17 protein-coding genes are annotated in these 24,225 nt (G+C 68.9%); 13 read left to right on the forward strand and 4 right to left on the reverse strand.

Going from position 1 to position 24,225, the window contains the following annotated elements:
* The 3 genes from CKO28_RS13970 to CKO28_RS13980 all read right to left on the reverse strand — a co-directional run.
* Positions 1-235, reverse strand: a 235-nt coding sequence (locus CKO28_RS13970; protein ID WP_200341408.1) for a Flp family type IVb pilin, incomplete at its 3' end; no start/stop codon positions are given.
* Between the two features lie 274 nt (positions 236-509).
* On the reverse strand, positions 510-5,195 hold the full coding sequence (locus CKO28_RS13975) for an NADAR family protein (RefSeq protein WP_200341409.1): 4,686 nt from the start codon (positions 5,193-5,195) through the stop codon (positions 510-512).
* 100 nt (positions 5,196-5,295) lie between these two features.
* Complete coding sequence (locus CKO28_RS13980; RefSeq protein ID WP_200341410.1) at positions 5,296-7,905, reverse strand: hypothetical protein; 2,610 nt, start codon at positions 7,903-7,905, stop codon at positions 5,296-5,298.
* 564 nt (positions 7,906-8,469) lie between these two features.
* On the opposite strand from CKO28_RS13980, the gene CKO28_RS13985 reads away from it, so the two are divergent.
* From CKO28_RS13985 to CKO28_RS14010, 6 genes are all read left to right on the forward strand, one after another.
* Complete coding sequence (locus tag CKO28_RS13985; RefSeq protein ID WP_200341411.1) at positions 8,470-9,192, forward strand: Bax inhibitor-1/YccA family protein; 723 nt, start codon at positions 8,470-8,472, stop codon at positions 9,190-9,192.
* A 205-nt stretch (positions 9,193-9,397) separates the two neighbouring features.
* Entirely contained in the window at positions 9,398-9,577 is a 180-nt protein-coding gene (locus CKO28_RS13990) for a hypothetical protein (RefSeq protein WP_200341412.1), read from the forward strand.
* A 117-nt stretch (positions 9,578-9,694) separates the two neighbouring features.
* Complete coding sequence (locus CKO28_RS13995) at positions 9,695-10,426, forward strand: hypothetical protein (protein WP_200341413.1); 732 nt, start codon at positions 9,695-9,697, stop codon at positions 10,424-10,426.
* Between the two features lie 72 nt (positions 10,427-10,498).
* Positions 10,499-11,485, forward strand: a complete 987-nt coding sequence (locus tag CKO28_RS14000) for a hypothetical protein (protein WP_200341414.1) — start codon at positions 10,499-10,501, stop codon at positions 11,483-11,485.
* Positions 11,486-11,597: 112 nt separating this feature from the next.
* Positions 11,598-12,092: a hypothetical protein gene (locus CKO28_RS14005; protein ID WP_200341415.1), complete on the forward strand. Its 495-nt coding sequence runs from the start codon at positions 11,598-11,600 to the stop codon at positions 12,090-12,092.
* 15 nt (positions 12,093-12,107) lie between these two features.
* Positions 12,108-12,857, forward strand: a complete 750-nt coding sequence (locus tag CKO28_RS14010; protein WP_200341416.1) for a hypothetical protein — start codon at positions 12,108-12,110, stop codon at positions 12,855-12,857.
* Positions 12,858-13,158: 301 nt separating this feature from the next.
* Here CKO28_RS14010 and CKO28_RS14015 read toward each other — a convergent pair whose 3' ends face one another.
* Complete coding sequence (locus tag CKO28_RS14015) at positions 13,159-14,433, reverse strand: RNA-guided endonuclease InsQ/TnpB family protein (RefSeq protein WP_200341417.1); 1,275 nt, start codon at positions 14,431-14,433, stop codon at positions 13,159-13,161.
* Between the two features lie 493 nt (positions 14,434-14,926).
* Here CKO28_RS14015 and CKO28_RS14020 point away from each other — a divergent pair, with 493 nt between their 5' ends.
* From CKO28_RS14020 to cas6e, 7 genes are all read left to right on the forward strand, one after another.
* Positions 14,927-16,216 (forward strand): hypothetical protein, encoded by a 1,290-nt coding sequence (locus CKO28_RS14020; protein ID WP_200341418.1) that lies wholly within the window; start codon positions 14,927-14,929, stop codon positions 16,214-16,216.
* Positions 16,217-16,450: 234 nt separating this feature from the next.
* Positions 16,451-19,144 (forward strand): CRISPR-associated helicase Cas3', encoded by a 2,694-nt coding sequence (gene cas3 / locus CKO28_RS14025; protein ID WP_200341419.1) that lies wholly within the window; start codon positions 16,451-16,453, stop codon positions 19,142-19,144.
* Positions 19,141-20,706 (forward strand): hypothetical protein, encoded by a 1,566-nt coding sequence (locus tag CKO28_RS14030; RefSeq protein ID WP_200341420.1) that lies wholly within the window; start codon positions 19,141-19,143, stop codon positions 20,704-20,706. Before cas3 ends, CKO28_RS14030 begins: the two co-directional genes overlap by 4 nt.
* Positions 20,703-21,347, forward strand: a complete 645-nt coding sequence (gene casB, locus CKO28_RS14035; protein ID WP_200341421.1) for a type I-E CRISPR-associated protein Cse2/CasB — start codon at positions 20,703-20,705, stop codon at positions 21,345-21,347. The genes CKO28_RS14030 and casB overlap by 4 nt, the downstream gene beginning before the upstream one ends.
* 67 nt (positions 21,348-21,414) lie before the next feature.
* On the forward strand, positions 21,415-22,740 hold the full coding sequence (locus CKO28_RS14040; protein ID WP_200341422.1) for a type I-E CRISPR-associated protein Cas7/Cse4/CasC: 1,326 nt from the start codon (positions 21,415-21,417) through the stop codon (positions 22,738-22,740).
* Between the two features lie 25 nt (positions 22,741-22,765).
* Positions 22,766-23,461, forward strand: a complete 696-nt coding sequence (cas5e, locus tag CKO28_RS14045; RefSeq protein WP_200341423.1) for a type I-E CRISPR-associated protein Cas5/CasD — start codon at positions 22,766-22,768, stop codon at positions 23,459-23,461.
* Positions 23,462-24,169 (forward strand): type I-E CRISPR-associated protein Cas6/Cse3/CasE, encoded by a 708-nt coding sequence (cas6e, locus tag CKO28_RS14050; protein ID WP_200341424.1) that lies wholly within the window; start codon positions 23,462-23,464, stop codon positions 24,167-24,169. It abuts the gene before it with no gap.
* Positions 24,170-24,225 lie beyond the last annotated feature (56 nt).

Consider the following 24,225-nt stretch of genomic DNA (forward strand, 5'->3'; position numbering starts at 1 on the left):
CGGCGTCCTCACTGGCCGTGGCGCCGGCGATCCGGACCTGGGCCTTGCCGCTCTCGGCGACCTCGCCCGCCGGGCCGACCGCCTGGTTCTCCACTGTGTTGAACAGGTGGCGGATGCTGTCGCCGGTCGCGGCGATCGCACCGACCGTCCCGAGCGAAATGACGCCCAGAAGGATCGCGTAGCCGATCTTACTCGCGCCCCGGCGGCTGCGTACGTTGATGAAGGGAACCGACACGTTGCTCTCCTGACCCGATATTTCCAGCGGACGAAAGGGGCGCCGCCGCGGCACCCACATAGACGGAGTTGGGGTTAGCAAACGTCCTCAGAACCCTATTTCGTAGATTTTTAAGTTTCTCCGCGACAATGATCGATCGAACCGGCTATGGGTTTTACGGTCGTCGACACGGCCAAGGCACGCAGACCGCGATCAAGGCTCGGGTCAACCAAAGCAGAAGGCCCCGCACGGGTGGGCGTGCGGGGCCTGGTCGCTCAACTTCGGGCGCGTCGGGTTACATCGCGATACCCTGGCCGCGCTTCTGCTTCTCTTCAACACGCACCTTGCGCAGGCGGTCCGCCTCGAGCTGCAGCTTGATGTCTCTCGCCTCCGGCTGGGCCTCCATGGCCTCGCGCAGCTGCTTCGGCGACACCTTGGTCAGGCGGTAGCCGTCGCTCATCTCCTCGACCCCGGCGCCGGATACCGACTGGCTGCGGATGGTCGGCGCATCCGGGTGCTCGAGCACCAGCTGGTCGTCGCGCTTGACCAGCGTCGCCTGGATCTCCTGGCCGTTACGCTCCGCCTTGCGGACGAACCGCTCGACGTCCGTCCGGTCGAAGCTCGCTTGCGACTTCGGCAGCTTCTCGGAGAACTCCTTCTGCTGCTTCTCCAGGCCGACCCGGTGCTCCTCGATCAGCCGGTCGCTCTCCTGGCGGATCACCCGGGCCTCCTCGATCGTCGGCGCCACCACGGCGCGCACGCCCAGCAGACCCTTCTTGTTCTTGTCGTCCAGGTTCAGGCTCATCAGCGCCGAGCGGAAGGCGATGTTGGGCGTCCCGTCGGCGTTGAAGGTCTTCTGCCGGATGAAGTCGCGCAGACGGCGCTGGCGCCAGACGGCCACCTTCTGATCACCGCCCTGGGCGGAGAAGTAGCCCTCGAAGTGCCCCTCGCCCGGCTTCATGATGAAGGCCCGCGAGGCCCGCTGCATCTTCTCGGAGAGCGAGCGGTAGTACGCGTAGGTCATCTCCGACCGCGGCTTGTGCAGCGCCTTGGTGTCGTCACCCTTGTCCGGCGCACCCATCCGGCCGGCGCCCATGGCGTCGCGTACGCTCATGAACCCGGACGCCGCACGTCCCTCGCGCAGGGTGTTGAGATCGACCGTGCTGTCCCGGCCGGCGAGCGCGTTGATCGCGACCACAGCCCCCGTCGCGAGCGCGTTGTCATGGGCGCCGAAATAGCCGTCGAGCGCCTCCTGGGACACGGTCGCCTGCCGGCCGTCGCCGCTCTCGCTCGACACCTCGTCGTCCCTGCGGACCTTGGTGAGCGCCGCGACGTCGCGCAGCTTGTCGACCACCTGCATGGCGAAGCCGGCGCTCTCATAGTCCAGACCCGGCGCCTTCGCGTTGCCGCGGGTGATGTCGTAGAGGGTCTGGTAAGCGCCGCTCTCCTCGGTCTCACGCAGGGCGGCCTTGAGGTCCTTCAGCAGGCCAGCCTCAAAGGTCACCTGCGTGTGGTTCTGGGTGTCGACCTGAGCGGTGTTGCCAATCGTCTCGCCAACCTCCAGAAGGCGCGCCATCGGCTCGGCAACTTCCGGGCTGAGCGCGGAACGCCCGCGGAAATCGCTCGGCAGCGGCTGCTCCGGATCGAGCCCCTCGGCGAGAGCAATCTCGATCTCGTCGAAGCGCTCCATGCCGAGCTCCTCGTTGCCGGAGCCGAGCACCACCACCTGCTCGCGGTCCAGGCCGCGGCGATCGATCTCCTGACCAAAGGCCTCGACGGCCGCTGCGCGCGTCGGCGCGGCCAGCTCAACGAACTTGACCCGGCCCATCAGGCCCTCCTCGTCGAACTCCATGAACAGCCGGTCGCGTACCTGCTGCTCGCTGACCTGACCGGCCGGCTCGTCCGCGCCGCGCACCATGTAGGCGAAGGAGAACTCCATGTCGTTGTCCACCATCACCGGCTTGCCCAGCTGCGAGGTGTCGACTTCGTCCTGGGCGTAGCCGGCGGCCTGGAGCGTCGCCTTCAGGCCGTTGGCCTGGCGCGCGAGGCCGTCCACGGCGAGCGGGCTCATGGCGGCGTTGACCTCGGTGAACGTCAGGCCCTGCAGGCTGTCCGCATCGATCGCGCGCGCGAAATCATCGGCCGCCTCGACGATCGCCCGCAGCTTGTCCCCGGGGATGTCGTGCGACTGGAGGCGCAGCGGCTCGGTGCGGGTCTCGCTCTCGCCCGGCAGCAGGTAGCCCGCGTTATCCAGGGCGACCAGCAGACCGTGATGGGCGGCCCGGGTCTGCGCGAGCCCGTCCAGGTTCGCACCGGCAGTATGCGCCTTCTCCAGGAAGTCGAGCGACTCTCCGGCGACCTCCTCGAAGATCGCACGCTGCACCTGACGCACACCTTCGCCGGTTCGGCCGCGCTCGATCGCCAGCGTCATCTCCTCGGAGTTCGGCGTGGTGTAGTCGAACGCCGCCAAGCTGGACTCCGCCGTCCGCGCACTCTCCATCGCCATCGCAGCTGCGCGGCCGCCGGCCGGGTCGGCCGCGAGGAGCCGCGCCGGGATGCCGGGCTCAGACATCTCATCCACCACCCGCATGGTCACCGCGGCGACGTCTTCCAGGCGCCGGGTCATCACGGCCCGCGGCTCGACGGCCGAACGCTCGCCGTGCAGCAGGCGGGCCTCAGTCAGGGTCGCGTTCATGTCGACCAGCGCCTGCTGCACCTCACGCAGCTCGCGGTCGCCGCTGAAGGCGCGCATCAGGCCGGAGTTCTTGTTGATGGTGGCGATCTCGACCGCCATCCCGGCGATCCGCTCGAGATGCTGGCGGGTGCTGACAGGAGCGGCGGCCTGGGTCTGACCGGTCTCGGCCTGCTGGGTCTCGGACATCTGTGCACTCTCCGATACAACGGGACTCGCCACGGCGGCGCCGGCGGCGATGGGTTCGGATGGGGAGGTGGTGGCGGCCGGCCGGTCCGCTACGCGCATCGCCACCTTTTCCGCAGTTTCTTCGCCCTCCCCCGCAACGGCCCCGGCCACGGCCTCTCCAACGGCCTCGCCAGCCACGTAGCCGGCGGCAACCCCCGCGGCGGCCTGGTTCACGGTCTGCGCGGCCGCCGCGGCGGAACGGGTGGCCTGGCGGGAGAGGCGCTGCTCAGCGCGACCGACCACCTCGCCCCCGGAAGCCCGGGCGGCCTCGCGCTCGCTCGCGGTCATGCCAGGGGTGGTTGTCGCGTCATCCCGGTCGCGCTGCGCCTTGCGGGCCAGTTCCTGGCGCCGCCCTGTCTCCTCGGGCGTCTCACGCGACTGGGTAGCCGGACGCGCAACCGCCTCGCGTTCGCGGATCGCGGTGCGCGTTTCCATCACCAGCTGACCCATGCGGTTTTCGCCGCGGCCCTGTGGATCCACGCCCCAGAAGCGGTCGCCCCAGGTGTTCTGCTCGTAGATCTCGCGCTCCCCAGTCGCCAGCAGGTTCGCCCGGTAAGGCTCCTGCGCGTACTTCTGCTGCTGCAGATCGCGCATCACCTGGACCTTCACCGTATCCCAGTCAGCTCGGATAGTGAGCGTGCGGCCGGCGCGCTTGGCCTGGCCCGGCCGCTCCAGCGCCCGCACCCGGGCGCGCTCGTCCGGATCGAGCGTTTTTGCGGCCTGGTACGCGTGCTCGACACTCGGGTAGCTCACGCCGTCCAGCGTGACCTCGACCGGCGCGAAGTTAGACAGCCAGCGGTACTGCCCGTCGAAGCCGCGGATCGCGTCACGCGCGCCGTAGGCCGCTGCGTTCCGCGGCGCCGCGGCCTCAGCCGGCCGCGCCGCCCCCTTCTGGAAGCGGCTGGTGTCGCCGGCCGCCGGCGCCAGACCGAGATCGAGCTGCCCCTGATCCGGAGTTCGCTGCGCAGCCCGTTCACCAACCGGCTGCGGGTCGCCGTAGATCACCTGGACGCCCGCACCGTACTTCTGGCCGTACTGCCGCCCGGCCTCGACCGACCAGCCCTCGGCGCGCGACCAGGCCTCCATCTGCGCGTCCGCCATCGCTGCGAGATCGACCTCCCGGACCTCCTGAACGGTCACGTCGACCGCCCGGCCTTTGCGCTCTCGGTCGGCGAAAAAGCGGACCTTCTGTCCCGGCCGCAGGCCGCGCCAGCGATCTGTTCCGCGCCAGGCGTCGAACCGCGTGGTCGAGGTACGTTCGCCGGCCAGGATCGCGTCGAAGGTTGAGTCGCTCTCGACGTCGGCGCGCTTGCCGCTGCCGTAGGAGAAGTACATCGCAGCCTGCAGCGCCGGCGTCTCCGGTTCCGCACCCGCGCGCGGCCCACTCTGCGCGCCTTCGGTAGCCGCCCGGCCACCGCGCTCGCGCACCTGCTGCTCGATCATATCGATCGGGACGTGGCGCTTCAGTCGTGCGGCCCGCGATTTGCCGAAGGTGTCCGCCGTACCGCCGTCCTTCAGGCCCGCGGCCGTGGCATCGGCGTAGGCCAGCTCGCCCGGCACCGCGCTGGTGATCTCGCGCCCGCCGCCGAAGGTGTAGGCGAGCAGCACGTCCGCCGAATTAGCGACCTTGGTGTTGCGCTCCTTGAAGCCATGCGTGACCTCGACCCTGGCACCGCTTGCCGCGGCGGCGCGCAGCTCCGCCAGGCCGTCCACGCCGGTCCGGCTCTTGAACTGGCCATGGTAATAGTTCGCCACCCGACCCGCGTCCATCCGGCCGCGCGCGGGATCCTCGACGAAGCCGTTATCCGAGAGCTCTGCGGGCAGGTGCAGTTCCAGGTCGGCCGCCAGGCCCTCGCGATACAGCTTGACCGCCAGGTGGTCGGCGTAGGCAGCGCCACCGGAGACGAGCGTTGTGGTCGCCGGATCGGCGCCCTCGATGACCTGGATGTCGGCCAGTTGCTGGCGGGCGTCGGCGAGCATCTGCTCCCAGACGTGGCGGGTCAGGCGGGCGCCGTCGTCCTTCCGGCCGGCGGTGCCGATGATGGCGATGCGGGTGGACATCTCTCGTGTCTCCGAGCAACGGGTGTCGAAAAGAACCGCGGCCGGCCGGTGCTGCCCGGTCCGGCCGCGGGATCGTCGAGTCAGGGCGCCTTCAGCACCCTTACAGCTCGGCCTGGGCGGCCTTGGCCTCGTCGCCCTGGGAGGCGCGCCGCTGGGCGCGCCGGCTCAGGTAGCCCGCCAGCTTGCTGGCGGTCTCCTCGGGCTTGTCGGTGATCGGGGTTGCCACCCGCTTGTCGGCGAGCTTGAGGGCGAACACGTCGCCGTGGCGCACCGGCAGATCCATCACGTTGGACAGGTCCCGGCCCCGGCCGTTTATCAGGGCCATGTTGCCGCCGACCTCGTCGAGGTTCATGACCTGCTTGACGGGGACCTGCACGCCGATCTCGGCCTTGGTGTCGACCGCCGCCGGCAGCGCGTACCGCATCGGGCTGCGGGTTCCCATCTGAGTCACGAGCACGGCCTCCGACATCGTCGCCGTCATCTCGGCTGCGCGCTGCTGGGTCTGCTCTGTCCGCACCGCCGGCAGGCCGACGCGCTGACCCTCGGCGTGGACGTAGACCGAGGTCGTCTCCATCGGCGGCAGCGCCGAAACCACGAAACCGCCGTGCTCGACCACGGCCGCGCGCTGCGCGCGGATCGGCGCCTGCACGATCTCGTTGTCGTGATGGAACGCCTCGTCCTTCATGCGGCCGATGCTGCGCGTCCGGGCGTTCGCCTGGCCGGCCTCATCCATCTCGTCGAAGTGCTTGGGCATACCCTCCTGGCGGACGATGCTGGTCTTGCCGGCCTTGGCGGAGGACAGCTCGACCGTCCGGCCGTCCTTGGCGAGCGCGACCCGCCAGGTGTTACCGTCGACGCCGGTGGCGACCTGGGCACCGTTCTCCTCGGTCTTCCAGCTCAGGCTGGTGCCGCGCGGGACGTGACCGTGGCCGCTGGTCAGAACCAGCATCGAGGGCTGGCTGGTCGCCATCGCCGGCATTCCCTGGTCCTCGATCTGGATCATCTTGATGTTCTGCTGATCCAGCGCCTGCCCGAGACGGGTCGCCTGCTGTGCGCTGTGCGGCAGCAGCTCGCTGTCGCCGACGACCGCGACCGCGTCGCGGAACTCGGCCAGACGCTCAGGCTCCTTCGCCTGCACGAACAGGACCGCGGGGGCATCCGCGCCGGCCTGCAGCAGCTTCTCGGGGAAGTGCTGCGGCCCGACCACCGTCACACCCTGCTCCCGGCAGTGGTTCATGATCCGGCCGAACGACTCGCGCGCTTCGGACATCGCCTTGTCGTCCTGCAGGACCCGGATCGCCTGACTGGGGATGCGATGGTCGCGGTAGAGCGAGCGCTGGCCCTCCTCGCTCTGCGCCAGGTCGGCCAGCTCGTTGATCGACAGCGGCGTCTGGCTGAGCGCATCCAGCCCGGCGCGCGACAGACCGCGGATCTGGGACAGCGCCAGCCGGCCCTCCGGGGTCGCCGCTTCGACGTCGAACTGACTCAGGGTCTTGGCCCGGCGCGCCTCGCGCGCGGAGGGGTTCATCGCCAGCGCGTGATCCGTCACGGCATCGACGTCGAGCTCGTTGCCCTGGTGATCGACCACCTGGTGCAGCTTGCCGCGCCGCGCGGCGTTCGCCGCCGCCGCGAGGGCCAGGTCGTCGTCGTTGCCATTCCAGGCGACGATCACCTGGTCGCTGGTCTCGATCACCCGGTCGTTGTACTCGCGCGCCTTCAGGTTCTCCTGCTTGCTCGCAGCCGGGACCCGGTAGTGCGGATCCTTGCCCTGGATCAGGGTGTCCCACAGCGCCCGGTTGCGGCCCGGCGCGACGGCGACGTCTCGGTCCAGCTCGGCGACCTGACGCGCGGCCGCGCCCTCGGCGCCGAACGACGCGATCACGCCGATCTGTCCCTTGTAGACCTGGGTCTTGCTCTCACCCGTCCGGCGATCGGTGAAGGTCCGGCTGACCGGCTCCTCGCGCTGCTGGTCGAACATCGCCGGCTGCACCTCGGCCAGCATCTGTTCGATCTGCTCGGCCGACGGCATGCGCTCTGGAGTGCAGAGCGTGTTGGTCGCCCGGCTGTGACCGTCCCCGACCAGCTGCTGGGTGGCGTAGTCCATGACGTGACGGGCGATACGGGCCTCGCCGGTGGTCGCCGCGATCACCGTGAAGTCGTCCTGGCCGCCGGCGGCCGCCCGCGACTGACCCGCCAGGCTGTCCATCTCGGCCGCCAGCTCGCTCGCCTGCTGGGCGCCCATGCCCTCATCGAGCAGCTTGTCGAAGTTGTTCGGCTTGTTGTTCCCAGCGGACTGGCGCGCCAGCTCGGCGGCCTCCTCGCGCAGGTCCTGACCGAACCGCGCGAACGCGCTGAACAGCGCCGCGGCCTTCGGGTCGCGACGGGTCAGGGTGCGGCGCAGGTAGTTGTGATAGGACCAGCTCGCCTCGTGCTCGCTCAGCCCGTGCTGGCGCTGCTGGTTGGCGAGCGGATGATTGAAGCCGATGTAGATGTGCGCGCGCTTCTCGAGCTCATCCGCCGGCTTGCGGCCCGGCCGGTCGGTGCCGTCGTCGATCTCCAGCTCGCGGGCGTCGTAGTCCTTGAACGCCGCGTCCGCGACGGTCATCGAGGCGCCCATGCGCCCGAGCTCGCGCCACTCGTCGAACGACATGGCCTGGCGCGGGCCGACGAAATCCTCAAGAGGCGAACGGCGCTTCTGGCTCTCACTCATCTGACAGCTCCGACTTCAACGGGTTGGCCGCAGCGGACCGGCAGGGGATCCGCGCAGGGTTCGGAACGGGATATTCTAGCGAGAGATGGGGGCCGCAACGGCGCCACGGTCAGGAAGGATGATTTTTTCACCGGAAGTACGGTCGAAACGCCATCAGCTACGGAAAAACGAAGCGAATCCGGCAAACTGTAACCGAAATGAAAGGTCTGGGGTCTAGTTTCAGGGGTGTTGCCCGCCGGCACTGATCCCGTTTCCCCTCCCCGGTGCTGGCGGCACGCCTCCCTGTTGACTTGCCGGGTCCGTTCCCCGCGGACCCGGCATTTTCTTGCGCGCCGCACCCCTCTGATCCCGTTCAGGGGGTAAGCCCGTACGTCGGATGACGCACCAGCCCGACCCGTCGCCCCGAAAAGCCCAAGGGGTCACGTAAGCCCCCGATTTTCGCCGATTTACCCTGAAAGTCAGGGGTAATTACGGCCGCAGTCGAGGATCGCCCCCACATTCCTGGGTAGCGGGCGCCGAAACCGCTCGCGGAGTCACTTCATGCACGCAACGAGGAGAGTGCAGATGCGTCACGGTCCGATCAGCCGCAACCCTGCGGCCGTGGATGCGGCCGCTGTCGATATTGGCCTACGCAGCTACATGCTGCGGGTCTACAACTACATGGCGCTGGGCGTCGCCTTCACCGGCGCGCTGGCGATGCTGGTGGCGATGAGCCCGGCCGCGCTGCAGCTGATGATGGGTCCGTTCAAGTGGGTCCTCTTCATCGGCATCCTGGGCCTTGGCTGGTTCGCGCCCAAGCTGATGATGACCCGATCGGTGGCCGCGGCACAGGGCTGCTTCTGGGCCTACGCGGCGATGTGGGGCGCCCTCCTGGGACCGATGTTCGCCGTCTACGCCCAGCAGGACCCGATGATGCTGGTGCGCGCTTTCCTGATGGCCTCCGCGGCGTTCGCCGGAACCAGCCTGCTCGGCTACACCACCAAGAAGGACCTGTCGGGCCTCGGGACCTTCTTCATGATGGCCACGATCGGCGTCCTGATCGCGTTGCTGGTCAACGTCTTCTTCATCCAGAGCACGGGCTTCGAACTGGTGCTCTCGATCGGCGTGGTCCTGCTGTTCTCGGCGATGACCGCCTACGAGACGCAGATGATCAAGAACATGTACGCCCAGGGCGATCTCGGCGAGGTCCAGAGCCGCAAGGCCATCTTCGGCGCCTTCATGCTCTACGGCAGCTTCATCACGCTGTTCATCTGGATCCTGAACATCCTGGGGATCATGCGCGAGTGACGGCCGGCGGCCCCTCGCCCACAGAAGCCTGCGATCGCCGCCGCGCCTCACCGCGCGGCGGTTTTCGTTTGTGCAGCCCAGCGCCTCGCGAGAGAGCGGCGCGTTGACCGACGCGCGCGGAGACTGATAGCGGGAATCGCCAACTCATCGACGTCAAACAAGCAACCGCGATGTCTCTGAGACGTGTCGTGCCAATCACCCGGAAGTGACCCAGCAACTTCTGGAGACCAGGTCCTCGTATATCCGTGTCCCGATCGCGCTCCTCGTGCTCGCGGCACTGGTCAACGGCGCCATCGCCTGCTTCTATAAGTTCGGCTATCAGATCCTCGACTGGCTGCGCACCATCACTCATGCGCTCAGGCGACCGTTCGGTTCGAGTGCCTGAAAGCGGATGTCGGGCCCCAGCGCCTGTGCGTTCAAGAACCGCCTGTGAGTCCGGGCGCCATCCGGATATAGTGGGACGATAACCCTCTTCGCCGGGCGGCGCGCTCACCGGGAATTGATGGAACGGGCGGGACTGAAGGAGTGGATCCAGGGCCTGTTCTCGCGCATCTGGTACCTGCGCGGGATCGCGGCTGCCTTCACACTGCTGGCCTTCCTGGAGGAGATCCTGCCGCTTGAACGTGCGGAGATCCTGCGTTTTGTCCGGGCAGTGCTGGCCCAATGGGCGCATATCCCGGCCGCGCTGAGCGATCTCACCGCGTATCTGCCCCTGATCCCAAAACTGGATCGCATCAGTGCCGATCTTGTCATGCTGTACGCGGCCACCTTTGGCCCAACACTGATCATCATGCTGGTCGGCGGCAAACACGGAAGGGGCATGCTTAGCATCCTGCTCCAGACCGACAGGGAGCTGTTCCCCCACATCAAGAATGCTCGGATCTGGAGCGGGACCACAGCCTTGCGCGCGCTTTCCTTCGTCACGGCGTGGACCATGATGTTTTTCCTGATGGCCGCCGTAGTGGCTCCCATACCGCTAGCGCGCATGGGCATCGACTGGAGCCAAAAAACGCCTGTTCTCGGGATCGCCATGGTGGCCCCTTTCGTCGTCACCGCCGTCTTCTGGCTGTACGTCTCGCTCAAGGGGATCCCGCGATTCCGCCGCGGGTTCGTCTACAGCCTTTCGTTCGTTGCCACGCTGGAGTTGCTCCGCCTAGCCCAGCTTCCGGTCGTGGCGGATACGCTCAACGCCTGGAGTTGCGCCACACTCGGCGAGGTTTATCCCGGGTGCTGACTGGCCGCCATCCTGCACGAACGCACCCATCTTCGGGGTATCAGCCGACACACCTGCACGAGGACCCGTGCGATGCCCGAAGAGCAACCGCATTCCCTGGCCAGCGGCGACGATGCAACCACCGAGCCAACGACGGCGGAAGGCGGTCCCGCGATCTATTCCGGCATGACCTGGGAGCGGGACACTCAGGGCCGGCCGCAGCTGGTAGCCCTCAGCGACCTCCATCCGCTGGTCTACCTGATCGACATGGCCAGCCAACTGCGCGACGGCACCACCCGCTGTCAGCTCTATCTGGTCGCCAGCGACGATGCTCAGATCGACCTCGAGACCCCGCTACCGCACCTGCCACTGGGAACCTTCCGGCGGCCCGAAGATGCGGTCGACGCCGCCGAGGTGCACGACTGGGGCTTCTTCCAGTCGCTCACGATCGCAGATGGTGAGGAGCCGGCCTTCCAGGGTTCGCGGCGCGAGGCGCCGCTCGACCCCGACGAACTGTCGGCCCTGCAGGCGTATGCGGCGAGTGCGGTCGACGCCGGCGGGATGACGGTCGCCGACGGTCGCCCCTTCACCCGCGCCGCCTCCTTCGTGCGCGCCAAGAAAACCGCCCTGAAGCAAAACGCCAATGGCTCGATGACGATCTCGCTGGAGATCGGCCGCGGCGAGATGCCGATCTGGCTGCAGGACGCCCCGCTCAGCGAGCTTCTGATGCTGGGCGTGGTCTCGATGGGACAGGCCAGCGATCCCGAGGGTGCCGAGTTCGCGAAGTACCTGAAGGACCTGAAGCGCCGGACGCAAATGCGCCCCGGTGAGCCCGCCTTCCAGGAATTCATGGCCGCGCGCTACGACAAGTGGGGTCTGGTCAAGACCGCCCTCGACAAGGATAGTGACGCGGTCGAGGAGGCCGTCGCGGAGACGCTGCGGCGAGCGATCGGCGTGCCGACGCGCGCGGAGCTCGACACCAACCGGGACGCCCGTGAGCGCTTCGAGCGTCTCGACCGCGAGTTCTACGCTGACATGTCGCGCGCCCTGCAGAAGTACGACGCCCTCGCAGATCGTTAATACTTTCCCGGTTAGGGTGTAAACGCCGCGAATTATCAGGCCGATTTGGGTGTATCCAGGGGCGTCGCCCGCCACATCACCGGATCAGCCGCCGGTAGGTAACAATCAGGTTATGAACGATCAAACGCCTGGCGCGATCCTGGTCGGGGTCAGTCAGCTGAAGAACCAGCTACCCCGGATCAGCAAGCGCGCCGAGGCGGTGTTCGCTGTCTGGCGGGCTCTGCCGGGCGCCGGAACCCAGCCGGGGGCCGGCTTTGGGAGCTTCCGTCCCGAGCGGCTCGGCTCGGAGATGCGACACGTCTTTCTGCTGGAGCTGCGCGATCCGTCTCAGCCCTGGCAGTTCCGTCTGCTAGGCGAGGGGGTCCGGAGCGCGCTGCGCGCACGCTCAGGTATCGATGTCGACCAGAGTGCGCTGGCGCAGCGTGGCATGCAGGCGATCATGGCGTGTCAGGATGCCCAGCCAAGGCTTGTGCAGGGCATTGTCATCGGGGTCGACGGCAGGGATGTCACTGGCGACCTGCTGCTACTGCCGTTTCTGCGGCGGCCGTGCGCCTTCCAGGGTCAGCCGAACCAGCTACTCGGCCACCTGCCCCTGAGGATCCGATAGAAGTAGGAGTCCATCTTGTCGGAAGTCGGCACCGAACTGCCTGCCTCTCGGGTGCGGGACCTGCTGGGCGCTCGCTCCGGCGGGCCCCGCCTGGGACGCGTCCTCGAGCACCTCGCCTACCGTGGCGACGCGGTCTGGCTGGTAACTCTGTCCAACGGATCGGTGGTCGCCCGGGTGGAGTCCGAGCTCGACGCGCTGCCTGAATGCGCCTGGGCGACCTATACCCGTCAGCAATTCACCGCATCCGCCCGGATCCAGAACGTCACCACCCTACAGGTCGACTTGACGGCCTGGCTGCTCGCCCTGGACCGCGACGAGATCGCGGCCCTGCAAGATGACGGGCCTGGGCTGCAGCATGCCCGCAGTCTGGACAACCACAGTGGCCCGGCCCGGATCGATCTCGTCTCCGCGGCGCGCCGCTACTTCGGCGTCCATGATCTGGCCCGCGTCGATGACGCTCTCCTCACAGAGGCCCGGTCGATCCGGGTTGGGGTGGCGCCGGCGGGACCGCCCGCCTCACAGCTCACTCGGACCGTCAGCGCTTACACCGACCTCCTTGCGCGGGCAGCCGCCCGCCCTGATCTCCGGCCTGCGGCGGCGCTCCTGAGTGGCCGCGTCGCGGAGCTCAACCAGGCCGCCTTCAAGGCCCTGCCGGAACCGAACGACGTCAACGGCCTGCAGCGCCAACTCCGGCATGCCCGCGAGGGGTTGCTTGCCAAGACCGCCGCGGAGCGGGACCGCATCGCCACCGCCGTCCGCGCCTGATCCTATTCAGCGCTCGTGCTCCACGGGCGACCCTGCGACGTCTACCAAACTGCCACGAAAACCCGCAATAGTCGAGCCACTTTCGCTTCCAGAGTGTAGCCGTCTCCGCAATATGCACCTTCTCGAGACTTCGAGCCTTCCGAGCGAGAACGACGCGTTGCGTCGCTCCCTGGATGCCGGATGCGATTTGAGATCGAGACCGCCCGGCCCGATCCCCGGACGGGCGCTTTCGCAACCGGCAAGACAGGAGATCCGCATTGTGAGCACTCCGTCGCCTAAAGGCGACGGCTTCTCGGACAAGCTATGCGGCAACCCGCTGGCTTGACGTCCGAAGGCCCGCTCCGGGCCCCTGGTCTGGATATGTGATCGCTCGCTGCAGGATGTTCCGTGCCGCGTTGACGTCCCGGTCGAGGCTGACACCGCAGGCGGCACAGTCGTGCCGCCTCTGGGCGAGCGTCTTGGGCACCGGCGGCGGCACGCCGCAGGCCGAGCAGATCTGGCTGGTGCCGCGCGGGTCCACCGCAATCACCCGAACACCGGCACTTTCAGCCTTGTATTCGAGCGACCGCCGCAGCTGCGTCCAGGCGGCGTCGTGGATCGATCGGGCGAGCATCGACCGGCTGAGCCGGTCGACGCTCAGGTCCTCGATCGCGATCAGGCCGTGGCGGTCGACCAGATCGCGGGAGAGCTTGTGCAGCAGGTCGCGGCGCCGGTTGGCGACGCGCGCGTGGTGGCGGGCCAGGTCGCGCTTGACCTTGGTGCGCCGCTTGCTCCGCCGTTGGCAGCGACTGAGCCGGCGCTGCAGCCGACGGGTCTTCTGCTGCGCCGCGCGCGCCCAGCGCGGCGCGGCGACGGTGTCGCCGTCAGAGGTCGCGACCAGCGACGACAGCCCGAGGTCGAGCCCGACCGCCGGGCGATCTGCTGGCTCGGGGCTCTCATCGGGCAGCGTGAGCAGAAAGGTGACGTACCACTTGCCGGCGCTGCGGCTGAGCACGGCCGTGCCGGTCCGGGCGCCCTCTGGGAAGCCCCGGTGCCACTTGACCTTGATCTCACCAGGAATACCGGTGCAGCCGATCCGGCCGGACGTCTTCAGCGTCAGACCATCGCCGACCCGGAACTCCGCGCTGTGGGAGCGGCTCTTAGCCTGGAAGCGGGGGAAGCCCGGCTTCTCGCCGCGCTTCAGGCGGCGAAAGAAGCTCTCGAAGGCCTTGTTCAGCCGGCGCAGCACCTGCTGCTCGGCGCTGTAGCTGAAACCGGCGAGACGGTCGTCCGCGGCGCGGACGGCCTTCAGCTCGGCGGCCTGGTCGAGATAGCGCAGGCCGATCCGGTGGCGCCGCCAGGCCTCGATGCGCTGCTGCAGGCCGGCGTTGTAGAGGTCGCAGAAGGCGCCCAGCATCGCCTCCAGCCCGGCCACCTGGGCCGCGTTGGGGTAGATACGGTACTTGTAGGCGCGCTTGGGCACGTAGTTACCCTTCTGGCTCGCGCTATTGCGACGGACAGTCTGTTCGGCGTTCTTGGCGCAGCGGGCGACCATGAAGTTGATATATATCTGAGAGATGAATACCCAAGCGCGCATTCCCCCGTCGCCTGAAGGCGACGGTCCCCTGCGCGGTTTTTATGGCGACGCGCCTCCTGAGCCTGACCGCGAATCCCTCATCGACACCCAACCGCGCTCTGCCGAGACTGGCCGATTTCCTGGGCCACGATCCACGCGCCTCTGCCGCGCCACACTACAGCGATTATCCCTCCGTCTGGCGGGGCGAACTGATCGACGAGAGTGGAGGCGCGCTGCAACTGCTTCGTGGGGGAGTCTCGCAGTTGCGCCGGCGGCGCCGGGGCTTCTGTCGTGAACGTGTTAGCCGCCGCCCGGGACCGCGCCTGATAGGGCCTATTATCCGACGTGACCAACAGGACGATGCGCGTAGCCGGCGCTGGCCGGTTCTGGCTGCGCCGGGAAATCGAGGAAAACCGCCGCCAGCGGCCGTGATGGCCGGCTACCCAACCCGTCCCGCGCGCACGGCATGCCAGCGACACCATATCCCGGCGACCACCCCGGCCGGACCTGTGCAATGCCATCGCCCGTTTTCTTCGCCCGGAGTGCTGCCGGGACTTTCCTGATCCCAGGCGTCCTGGCGCACCTTCTGCGCCTGATCGCTCTCGAACTCGTGACCATCTTCGGGATCGCCGTGATGGCGCTGTCTGGACACGCCGACCAGCGCCTCTTGCTCGCGTTCGTGGCCGCCTACCTGCTCTCGGCAGCCCTCAATTTCGCCCGAGGACGGGGGCTGATCGCGAGCCAAGCAGAGCGTGCAGTGCTGCGCGTCCTAGCGCTCGCCTTCTTGCTCGGTGCACTCGGCCTCGCCGCCTGGTCCCATGCGACCAGCCTTGTGGCCCTGCCGTTCACGCTCGCGATCGTGGGCGGTTTCGTCGTCCGGGAGGCCGGGTTCCTCGACGCTCTCCACGCCCTTCACGGCGCGAGCACGGACAGCCGCGGGCGCACCGCGGCGATCAGCCTGCTGACCGGGCTCCAGCCGCTGATCCTGGGCGTGTCTGTGATGCTCGCTGGCATGCTGGCACACTGGCAGCCCGAAGTGCCGTTCCTGGTCGCGGCCCTTGGGGCCAGCACCATCCTCTTCTGCTCAGGTCAATCCGCACGCGACCCAGGTCCGGCGAGCGCGGACAGGCCCTGGCAGGCCGTCCCGGCCCCGGTCTGGCTGCTCTGCGCGACCTCGACCCTCTATAACGCGGCCAGCCTGCTCAAGAGCCGCATCCTGGTCCCGGTCTACGTGGTCGCGACGACCCAGGCGCTCGGCCTGAGCGAACACGTCTTCAGCGTTTTGGGCGTGGCCACCGGCCTGGTCGCCACTCTGGTGATCCTCGGGCGCCTGGCGCGCCAGCGGATCGACCGCGTCGACACCGCGCCGCGCCGGATGATCCAGTTCGGCCTGATCTCCACGTCGCTGCTCGTGCTGCTCTGGGGCGTGCTTGACATCTGGCTGCTCTCACCCGACCGCCCTTGGGTCGTCGCCCTGATCGCGCTGACGATCGTCCTGCAGACGCTGACGACCCAGTTCTGGAACGCGGGCTTCTTCGCTGAGCTGAGGCGGCAGGCAGCCCTCGCCGGCCCCGAAGCCGAGGCCCCGGAGCGCACGCGCGCCTTCGCCAGTCTGTGGCAGACCGGCAAGAACCTGGGAGCACCGGTCGGCTTCACAGCCGCGGCCGTGTTCACCACCGATCTGACCCAGTCCGCCGGCGTGGCCGTCCTGCTGGTCGGCGCGGCATGCCTTGCAACCGGGCTTGGCTACGCGCTCCTCGCTCACCGGCTGGATCCCCGCGCCGCTGGCGCAAGTGCCCGGTAAGCCGCACCCGCGGAATTCCCGGCACCCGCTCAGCGGGTGCGCCCGTCTCCGAGCAATCCGCCGCCGGTCCGCTGTGACGCGACCGGCGGCGGAAGATACTGATTCAGTGATCTTTGAACCGGTGAGGCCCGCCGCGTGGCCGAATTGCAGAAGCGAATTCGGTCACGCGGCGCCCTTCCGCTGTGTGGAGTACCCAATTTCCGGTCGAGACGACCGAAATACGGAGTCGAGCAGATGTCCTATCCCTGGGGTAAAAGCGAGTCGGATCGGTCCGGTTACGCCAAGCGTTTCCACGGTCTGCTGCCGCACTGCCTCGACGTATCCGAAACCTTCGAGCGCCTGCTGCGCAACGATCATCTGCGCCGCGCTCTGGCGCGCTCGGCCGGTCTCGACGACCTGACCGGCCTGCAGGTCCGCCGGCTCGCCTACCTTGCCGCCTGGCACGACATCGGCAAACTGCAGCTCGGCTTCGCGCTGAAAGTCTCGGCCAAGCACCGCGCGCTGCTGCAGCGCCAGCAGATCACCTGCCGTGACCATACCCTCGGCGCGCTACCGCTGTTCGATAACCCGCTACGCCCGGAGTTCGAGCGGGCGATCGCACTCAACGAGGTCGCCGGCTGGTTCCAGGATCAGGCCGCCTTCACGGCCGACGAGCAACTCGACGGTATGCTCGTGGCGAGCCTGTCCCACCATGGCTGGCCGCTGGAAATCGATCGGGACCCGGCCGAGATCGCCAAGATCGGCCGCGGCTGGACCAAGGCCGGGCGGTTCGAGCCGGTGGCCCAGCTACATGCCTTCGGCGCCAACCTCCGCCGCCACTACGCCGACGCCTTCGTCGCCGGCGACACGCTCACCGCGACCCCGGAGTTCCAGGACGTCTTCTGCGGCCTCGTCAGTCTCGCGGACTTCGTGGCCTCGGGCCAGCAGATCGGCGATCAGAACGCCTTCACCTACGGCGGCAAGGGGCTTGACCGCGCGCCCTTCTCGCGCGCCGTCGCCCGCCGGGCGCTTCAGCAGATCGGCCTCGACCAGAACGTTGCCCCGGCGATCCCCGCCGGCGTAACAGCCGAGCAGATCATCGGCGGCCCGACGCGTGCCTGCCAGCAGGCGATGGCCGACCTGCCCCTGATGCCGCGTGGCGGCCTCGCGCTGCTTGAGGCCGAGACCGGATCCGGGAAGACCGACGCGGCCCTGATCTGGTTCCTGCGCAACTACGCCGCCGGTCTGGTGGACGGCGTCTACTTCGCGCTGCCCACCCGGACCAGCGCCACCCAGATGCACCGCCGGATCACCGAGGCCATGCAGCGCCTGTTCGGGCTTGCCGCCCCGGCCTGCGTGCTCGCGGTGCCGGGCTATGTCCAGGTCGACCGGGCCCAGGGCACCCTGCTGCCGAACTTCAAGGTGACCTGGGACGGCGACACCAACCCGGGCGGACGTGGCTGGGCGGCACAGAACTCGATGCGCTACTTCGCCGCGCCGATCGTGGTCGGCACGATCGACCAGGCCATGATGTCGGAGATCCGGGCCAAGCACGCGGCGATGCGCGGCAGCCTGCTCGCCCGGCACATGCTCGTGGTCGACGAGGTCCATGCCTCGGATCACTACATGACCGCCATCGGCGAGCGGCTGGTCCGTTATCACGCCGATCTCGGCAGCCAGGTCCTGCTGATGTCGGCCACCTGCGGTGCCGACCTGCGCGCCCAGCTGTTCAACCAGACCACCCCCGCCTACAAGGACGCCTGCCGGCACGCCTACCCGCTGGTGACCTATCGCCAGACGGGCGGCGCGGTCCGGTCCAAGCGAATCCCGCGCACCCAGAGCCGGGAGGTCCGGATCGACCTCTGCCGGGTCCTGCACACGCCCGAGCGCATCGCCCGGATCGCCTTCAAGGCGGCCGCAATGGGCGGCAAGATCCTGGTGATCGCGAACACCGTCCGCCGGGCGATCGCCATCCAGCGCGCCATCGAGGCGCTCGCGGAGCGTGCGGGACGCCAGGACCTGCTGTTCACGCTCGACGGCAAGGCCACGCTGCACCATTCGCGTTTCTCGCCCGCCGACCGCCGGCGGATGGATGATGCCGCGGTCGCGGGCTACGGCAAGAGCAGTCCCGGGGGCGCATGCATCCTGGTGTCGACCCAGACGATGGAGCAGTCGATCGACATCGACGCCGACCTCCTGGTCACCGACATCGCTCCGATGGACGTGCTGGTGCAGCGCCTCGGCCGCATGCATCGCGGCAAGCGCCCCCGGCCGGCCGGCTTCGAGTTCCCGCGGGCGATCGTTGCCTACCCGCGAGGTGGGTTCGAGCACCTGCTGGACGCGAAACGCGACGGTTTCGGCTACGCCTACACCGATCTTCGGGTCATGCAGTGCACGCTCGACACCCTGCGCCGCAAGAAGGTCTTCTCGCTGCCCAAGCACAGCCGCTGGCTTATCGAGTCCGCCCTGCACGCCGAGGCACTGCAGGACATGGTGAACCGGCGCACCACGTCGGGTCACAGCTCGATCTGGCAGTTCCATACCGCGGAGGTCACGGGCAAGACCACGGGCGACATCCAGCTCGCCAAGGCGGCGCTCCGGGACCGGGACGTCAGCTACGCGCACGGGGACAAGGAGCGGGGCGAGGCGTCGGAGACCGTCAAGACCCGGCTCGGGCTCAACGACGTCACCGCGCACTTCCACCCCGCGCTCGACGGCCCGTTCGGCCCGGTGTCGGAGCTCAGGATCCCCGGCTGGATGATCGACGACCCCGAGGACGGTACCCGGCCGCAGATTTTCGGCAACCTGAGTGTAACCGGCGAACGGATAGTCTTCGGTTACGGCATGAAAACCCCGAAAAAGGGCGCCCGGCCACGGCCGGCCCTGTTCATCTACGACCGCCTGGGCCTGCGCCCGGCGACCCCCGACGGCGAGGAAGTCGACCCGTGACCTGGAACCTGCTGGAAACGACCCCGATCGAGATCGTGAGCCGGCGCGAACGCCGCTTTGTCAGCCTGCCCGGGCTGCTGGCGGCGCTGGCCCGCGACGAGGTCGACACGATCCTGGCGGCACGCAAGTATCAGCTCCACGCCGTGCATAGCTTCCTGTGCCAGCTGGCCGCGCTCGCGCTCGATCGGGCCGGCCAGCCGGCGCCGCCGACCCGGGAGAGCGATTGGGCGGATCTGCTGCGCGGGCTGACCCCGGACTGGCCGGACGACGAGCCGTGGACCCTGGCCGTCGACGATCCCTGCCGTCCGGCCTTCCTGCAGTCGCCCTGCGGCGAGGGCGAAATCCTGCGATTCGAGCCAGTGGAATCGCCGGATGCGATCGACATCCCGGTCGCCGGCCGCAACCACGTCACCAAGGCCGGTAACCTGAACCGGGCTCAGGCGCAGGACTGGATCTTCGCCCTGATCGCCGCGCAGACGATCTCCGCCTATGCCTATCCCGGCGCGCCCGGCATCGTGCGTATGAACGGCGGCTACGGCAGCCGTCTGTTCGTCGGCGCGACCCCGTCGCTCTGGCCCGGCCGTCACTTCCTGCGGGATGTCGCGGTGCTGCTGCGCGCCCGGGCGGAAGTCCTGGCCGAATACAGCTTCTACCGCGCCTCCGGCGGACTGGCCCTGCTCTGGCTCGTGCCCTGGACCAGCAACAAGCACGACCAGCTGAACATCACCGACTTCGATCCCTACTTCATCGAGGTCGCGCGGCGCCTGCGCGTCGTCGCCGACGGCGCGCGTCTGTCGGGGCTGCGCGGCAAGGCCGAGGGCCCGCGCATCTACGCAACCAACCCGAATGCGGGCGTGAAGGGCAACGTCGGCGACCCGTGGGCGCCGCTGCACCTGGAGCGCGGCACCGCGGTCACGCTGCAAGGGCCGCTCGATTACGAGACCATGGCCGGCCTACTGTTCGACCGGTCGAAGTACCGCCCGGCCCTGCTGCAACGCATCCACCCCGAGGACGGAGCGGAGGGAGACCTCACCCTGGTGGCCCGCGCCGTGATCGGCGGCGAGGGCAAGAAGTCCTACACGGAACGGATCGTGCCGGTACCCCGGCCGGCGCGCTCAATCCTGGGGCGCGCCTCGGGCCGGGATACCGCCGGAACGATTGCCAAGGAGATGCTCCGCGACGTCGCCCGGGTGAAGGGCGACGCGCTCAAGCCGTCCGCGCTCTGCTACCTGCAGGACGCGCCCGAACGGCTGGACTGGACCCGGACGCGCGACCTCGACGCGATGACGTCGGCCGTCCAGCAGTTCGACCAGCAGGTCGATCGGATCTTCTTCACCCGCCTGTTCGCCCGTCTGGCCGCCGCGCCGGAGGCGCGCAGCGACCATACCCGTACCTGGGCGGACGAGCTCGCCTGCTTCGCGGAGGCGGCCCTCGCCCGCTGCATCGCCGACAACCGCAAAAGCCGGATGCGCCAGATCCCCGCCGAGGAATTCGCCAACCGGCGCCTCGACCGGGCCCTGATCGACACGCTTCCGCTGCTCCGGGAACCCTGTCCGTCATGACCCCCACCAGCTTCCGCTCGCGCGCCGCCGGCGCCGCTGCGGCCGCCCTGCCCCGGCCGACCGACGACGCCGTCGCGAAGTTCGCAGGGACGGTTCACAAGCTGCACCGGATGAACCCGGCCGACCTCGCCGAGCTGCGCCGGATGAACCTGGATGAGCTCGATACGCCTGCCTTCTGGCGCACCGCCATGCGCCACGTCCCGGCGGAGTTCCGCACCAGCGACCGCGAAGACCGGGCCTGGGCGGCGATTCTGTGCGGCATGGCCCACCTCGCCCCGGAACACTACAAGCCGAACGTCCCGCTCAGCCGGGCGCTCGTGAAGGCGAACGTCTCCACAGAACGGGTGATGACGCTCGCCTACGCGACCACACACGAGAACCTGCCGGCCCAGCTGATCCGGATCTGTCAGCTCCTGAAGACGCAGGGCGTGGGCTTCGACTGGCGCCCGATCGTCGACATGCTGCGCGATCCCGAAAACGCCCGCCGGCAGCTCAGCCAGCTCGCGCGCGATCACGCGGTCGAGGGCGACCGGCCGCACGAGCACGCCCGATCCCAAGATTACCTCACCAGCGGCGACCTCAGCGCCCACGAGGCGGCGGCGATCGCCAGCGAAGACGAAACCTTCGGCGACGGCTGGTAAAGCATCCAGTCGCCGCCGGCCGCGGGGGCCTCCGGGCCACCCGCGGCACAGGCACAAGGACCGAATCATGCTCGACCACCAGCAGCGCCGGGAGGCGCTCAAGATCCAGCTGCACTGGCTTGTCTCGCATCCCTGCGCCCTTCTGAACCGCGACACCTCCGGCGGCCCCAAGACCATCACCTACGGTGGGGTCGAGCGCACGCGCGCCTCCTCGGCCTGCCAGAAGCGCGCCTGGCGCGAGGCCGGCGACCACCCCTTCGCGCTGGTCGCCGACGAGAACAGCGACACCCTGACCTCGCGGCGCGCGGTCCGGGTGCGGATCGCCGAACCGCTCGCCGAAGCCGGCTACGACGTGGCCACGATCAAAGCGGCGCTGTGGCCGTTCAACAACGCGCTGTTCCCGCCTGCCGGGACCAAGACCACGCGCAAGAAGAAGTCGGAGCCGGCCCGCGACGACGTCGGGACCACCAGCACGAACGACCCGCTGCCGGCCGCGCGCACCGAGAGCCCGTTCAAGGAGTTCGACCGCAATGAGCCGGTCGTGCTCGGGGTCAGCGAGATCAACTACATCCGTGAGATCGTCACCGAGGTGCTCGATCAGGCCAGCTCCCCAGAGAAGGCCGCCGCGCTCGCGGCCGCGCGCGTGCAGGACAAGGCGTTCGCGCGCAATCTGAAGGCGATCCCGCAGGCCTGCGGGCTGCTGTCCGCCGTCTTCGGGCGGTTCACCCTGGGCGAGATGGTCAGCCGGATGGATAGCGCCGTGCACGTCGCTCACCTGATGGGCACCCACCAGGCGCAGGTCGAGGACGACCCCTTCAGTGTGCTCGAGCAGTTGACCGACCGCGGCGACGGCGCACGGCAGACCGGCCTGCTGTCCGAGGCGCGCCTGACCTCGACGGTGTTCTACGGTTACGCCGTGATCGACGTCGGCAAGCTGATCGAGAACCTTTCGGGCCTGCCGCGCACCGAATGGCGCGAGGCGGATCTCGAGCTCGCAGGCGAGGTGGTGGAGCGCCTGGTTCACCTGATCGCGACCGTCTCACCGGCCGCCCGGAAGACCGGGACGGCCGCCCACGCCGAGGCGGCGGTGGTGATCGCCGAGATCGGGAGCTACCGCAACCGCAGCCTTCACGGCGCCTTCGAGACGCCTTGCGGCCCGACCGTCCGGGACTCGCTGGACGCGATCTGCGAGCAGATGGCGCTGTCCGACCAGATGTACGGCCAGCAGGAACTGCGCTGGGCGGCGAGCCAGGTCCGGGGCACCGCCGTGCCGGGCGCCAACCTTGTCCCGCTGGGCACCCTTGCAGCCGAGCTCGGCGAACGCGTGCGCGACCACGCCGGCACCGTGGCGGCCCTGCCCGATCCGCGGGCGCGTCCGGCAAGGGCCGCCTGACCCCGGTCACGAAGGAGCAGCGACGATGCGCATTCTGCGGATGATCCTGGCGGGGCCGATGATGTCCTTCGGCGGCGTCTCGATCTGCGAGCGACGGGAAACCGACAGCCTGCCCGGCCGGTCCCTGATCGCCGGTCTGCTCGGCAACGCGCTCGGCCTCGACCACGCCGACGATCTGGCGCTGCAGCGCCTGCAGGACCGGCTGATCCTGGCGACGGCCCAGATCGCGCCCGGAGCAAGTCTGCGCGACATGCAGTGCGCCCACACCGGCCATAAGGACATGAACTGGAGCGCCACCGGCAAGCCGATCGGTCGAGGTGGCCACGCCTATACCCACGCCAACGGCCCGGTGCGCACCGAGCGCGATTACCACGCCGGAGCCCGCGTGGCGGTCGCGCTCGCCCTCGAGCCAGCCGACGACGCCGTGGATATCGACACGCTCGCGGACGCCTTGGAATACCCGGCGCGCCCGCTGTTCATCGGCCGCAAGACCTGCCTGCCGAGCGATCCCCTGCTCCACTCGGTGGTCGACAGCGACTGCCTGCTCGCGGCCCTGGCCGAGATCGTGCCAGCCGGCAGCCTCGCCGAGTGGCCGGTCAGCCTGCCGGCCCTGCGCCCGCTCGACGCCCACACCGCCCTCAAGGCGGATCGCCGGAACTGGACCACCCGCGCCCACGGCGGGGAGACCGCGCTGGTGCGCGGCACGCTCGGAACGCCCTAGATGCTCCACCTCGTCCAACTCACCATCCCGATGCGCGCGCTCTACGACTGGGCCAACCTGCAAGACCTGCTGGCCGATCTCGACGATGAGCTGCACGGCGCGGACCAGGACTACCTGCTGCACACCCTGATGAGCCGTTCGCTGGGCGACGCGGCGCCACAGCCGTTCATGACCCAGACGCGGGGCGCGGAGATCATCGTCTATGGCTACACGCGCACGGACGACGAAGCGATGCGCGCCCGCGCGCGCCTGCTGGCCGAGCCCGCCGCGCTGACCGCGCTGCAGCCCGATCTCTTCCGGGGCCACGCCCTGCCCGAGGAGATCCCGGCTGGCACCCGGATCGGCTTCCGGCTGCGCTGCTGCCCGGTGCGCCGCAACCGCAAGACCGGCGAGCAGGACTGCCACCTGGCGGCCCGGCGCGCTGGCCACAAGCTCTCTGCGGAGCAGGCCTACGTCGGCTGGCTTGCCGAGCGGCTGCAGGGTGCGGCCGAGCTGGTCGACGCCCATCTGGCCGGCCTGTCGCACCCCCGGGTGACACGGCGGGACGGCACCCGCCGGCTGAAGCCGCTGCGCCGCCCCGCGGCGAAGATCCAGGGCACGCTCACCGTGCGTGACCCGGATCGCTTCCGGAGCCTGCTGTCGGGCGGCATCGGCCGTCACAAGGCATTCGGCTTCGGTTTCATGCTGCTGCAAGCCGCACGCAGCTGATCTCCATGGGCGCCGGCTCATCCCGGGCCGGTGCGCTTTCCCGTGGAGATGTCCCG

The organism is Rhodovibrio sodomensis, assembly GCF_016583645.1.
GTDB lineage: Bacteria > Pseudomonadota > Alphaproteobacteria > Kiloniellales > Rhodovibrionaceae > Rhodovibrio > Rhodovibrio sodomensis.

Coding starts and splice junctions, on each gene's coding strand:
- CKO28_RS14005 (WP_200341415.1), top strand. CDS start 11,598: ATGAACGATCAAACGCCTGGCGCGATCCTGGTCGGGGTCAGTCAGCTG.
- CKO28_RS14020 (WP_200341418.1), top strand. CDS start 14,927: ATGCCATCGCCCGTTTTCTTCGCCCGGAGTGCTGCCGGGACTTTCCTG.
- CKO28_RS14040 (WP_200341422.1), top strand. CDS start 21,415: ATGCTCGACCACCAGCAGCGCCGGGAGGCGCTCAAGATCCAGCTGCAC.
- CKO28_RS13985 (WP_200341411.1), top strand. CDS start 8,470: ATGCGTCACGGTCCGATCAGCCGCAACCCTGCGGCCGTGGATGCGGCC.
- cas6e (WP_200341424.1), top strand. CDS start 23,462: ATGCTCCACCTCGTCCAACTCACCATCCCGATGCGCGCGCTCTACGAC.
- CKO28_RS13975 (WP_200341409.1), bottom strand. CDS start 5,195: ATGTCCACCCGCATCGCCATCATCGGCACCGCCGGCCGGAAGGACGAC.
- cas3 (WP_200341419.1), top strand. CDS start 16,451: ATGTCCTATCCCTGGGGTAAAAGCGAGTCGGATCGGTCCGGTTACGCC.
- CKO28_RS14015 (WP_200341417.1), bottom strand. CDS start 14,433: ATGCGCGCTTGGGTATTCATCTCTCAGATATATATCAACTTCATGGTC.
- CKO28_RS14000 (WP_200341414.1), top strand. CDS start 10,499: ATGCCCGAAGAGCAACCGCATTCCCTGGCCAGCGGCGACGATGCAACC.
- cas5e (WP_200341423.1), top strand. CDS start 22,766: ATGCGCATTCTGCGGATGATCCTGGCGGGGCCGATGATGTCCTTCGGC.
- CKO28_RS13995 (WP_200341413.1), top strand. CDS start 9,695: ATGGAACGGGCGGGACTGAAGGAGTGGATCCAGGGCCTGTTCTCGCGC.
- casB (WP_200341421.1), top strand. CDS start 20,703: ATGACCCCCACCAGCTTCCGCTCGCGCGCCGCCGGCGCCGCTGCGGCC.
- CKO28_RS13980 (WP_200341410.1), bottom strand. CDS start 7,905: ATGAGTGAGAGCCAGAAGCGCCGTTCGCCTCTTGAGGATTTCGTCGGC.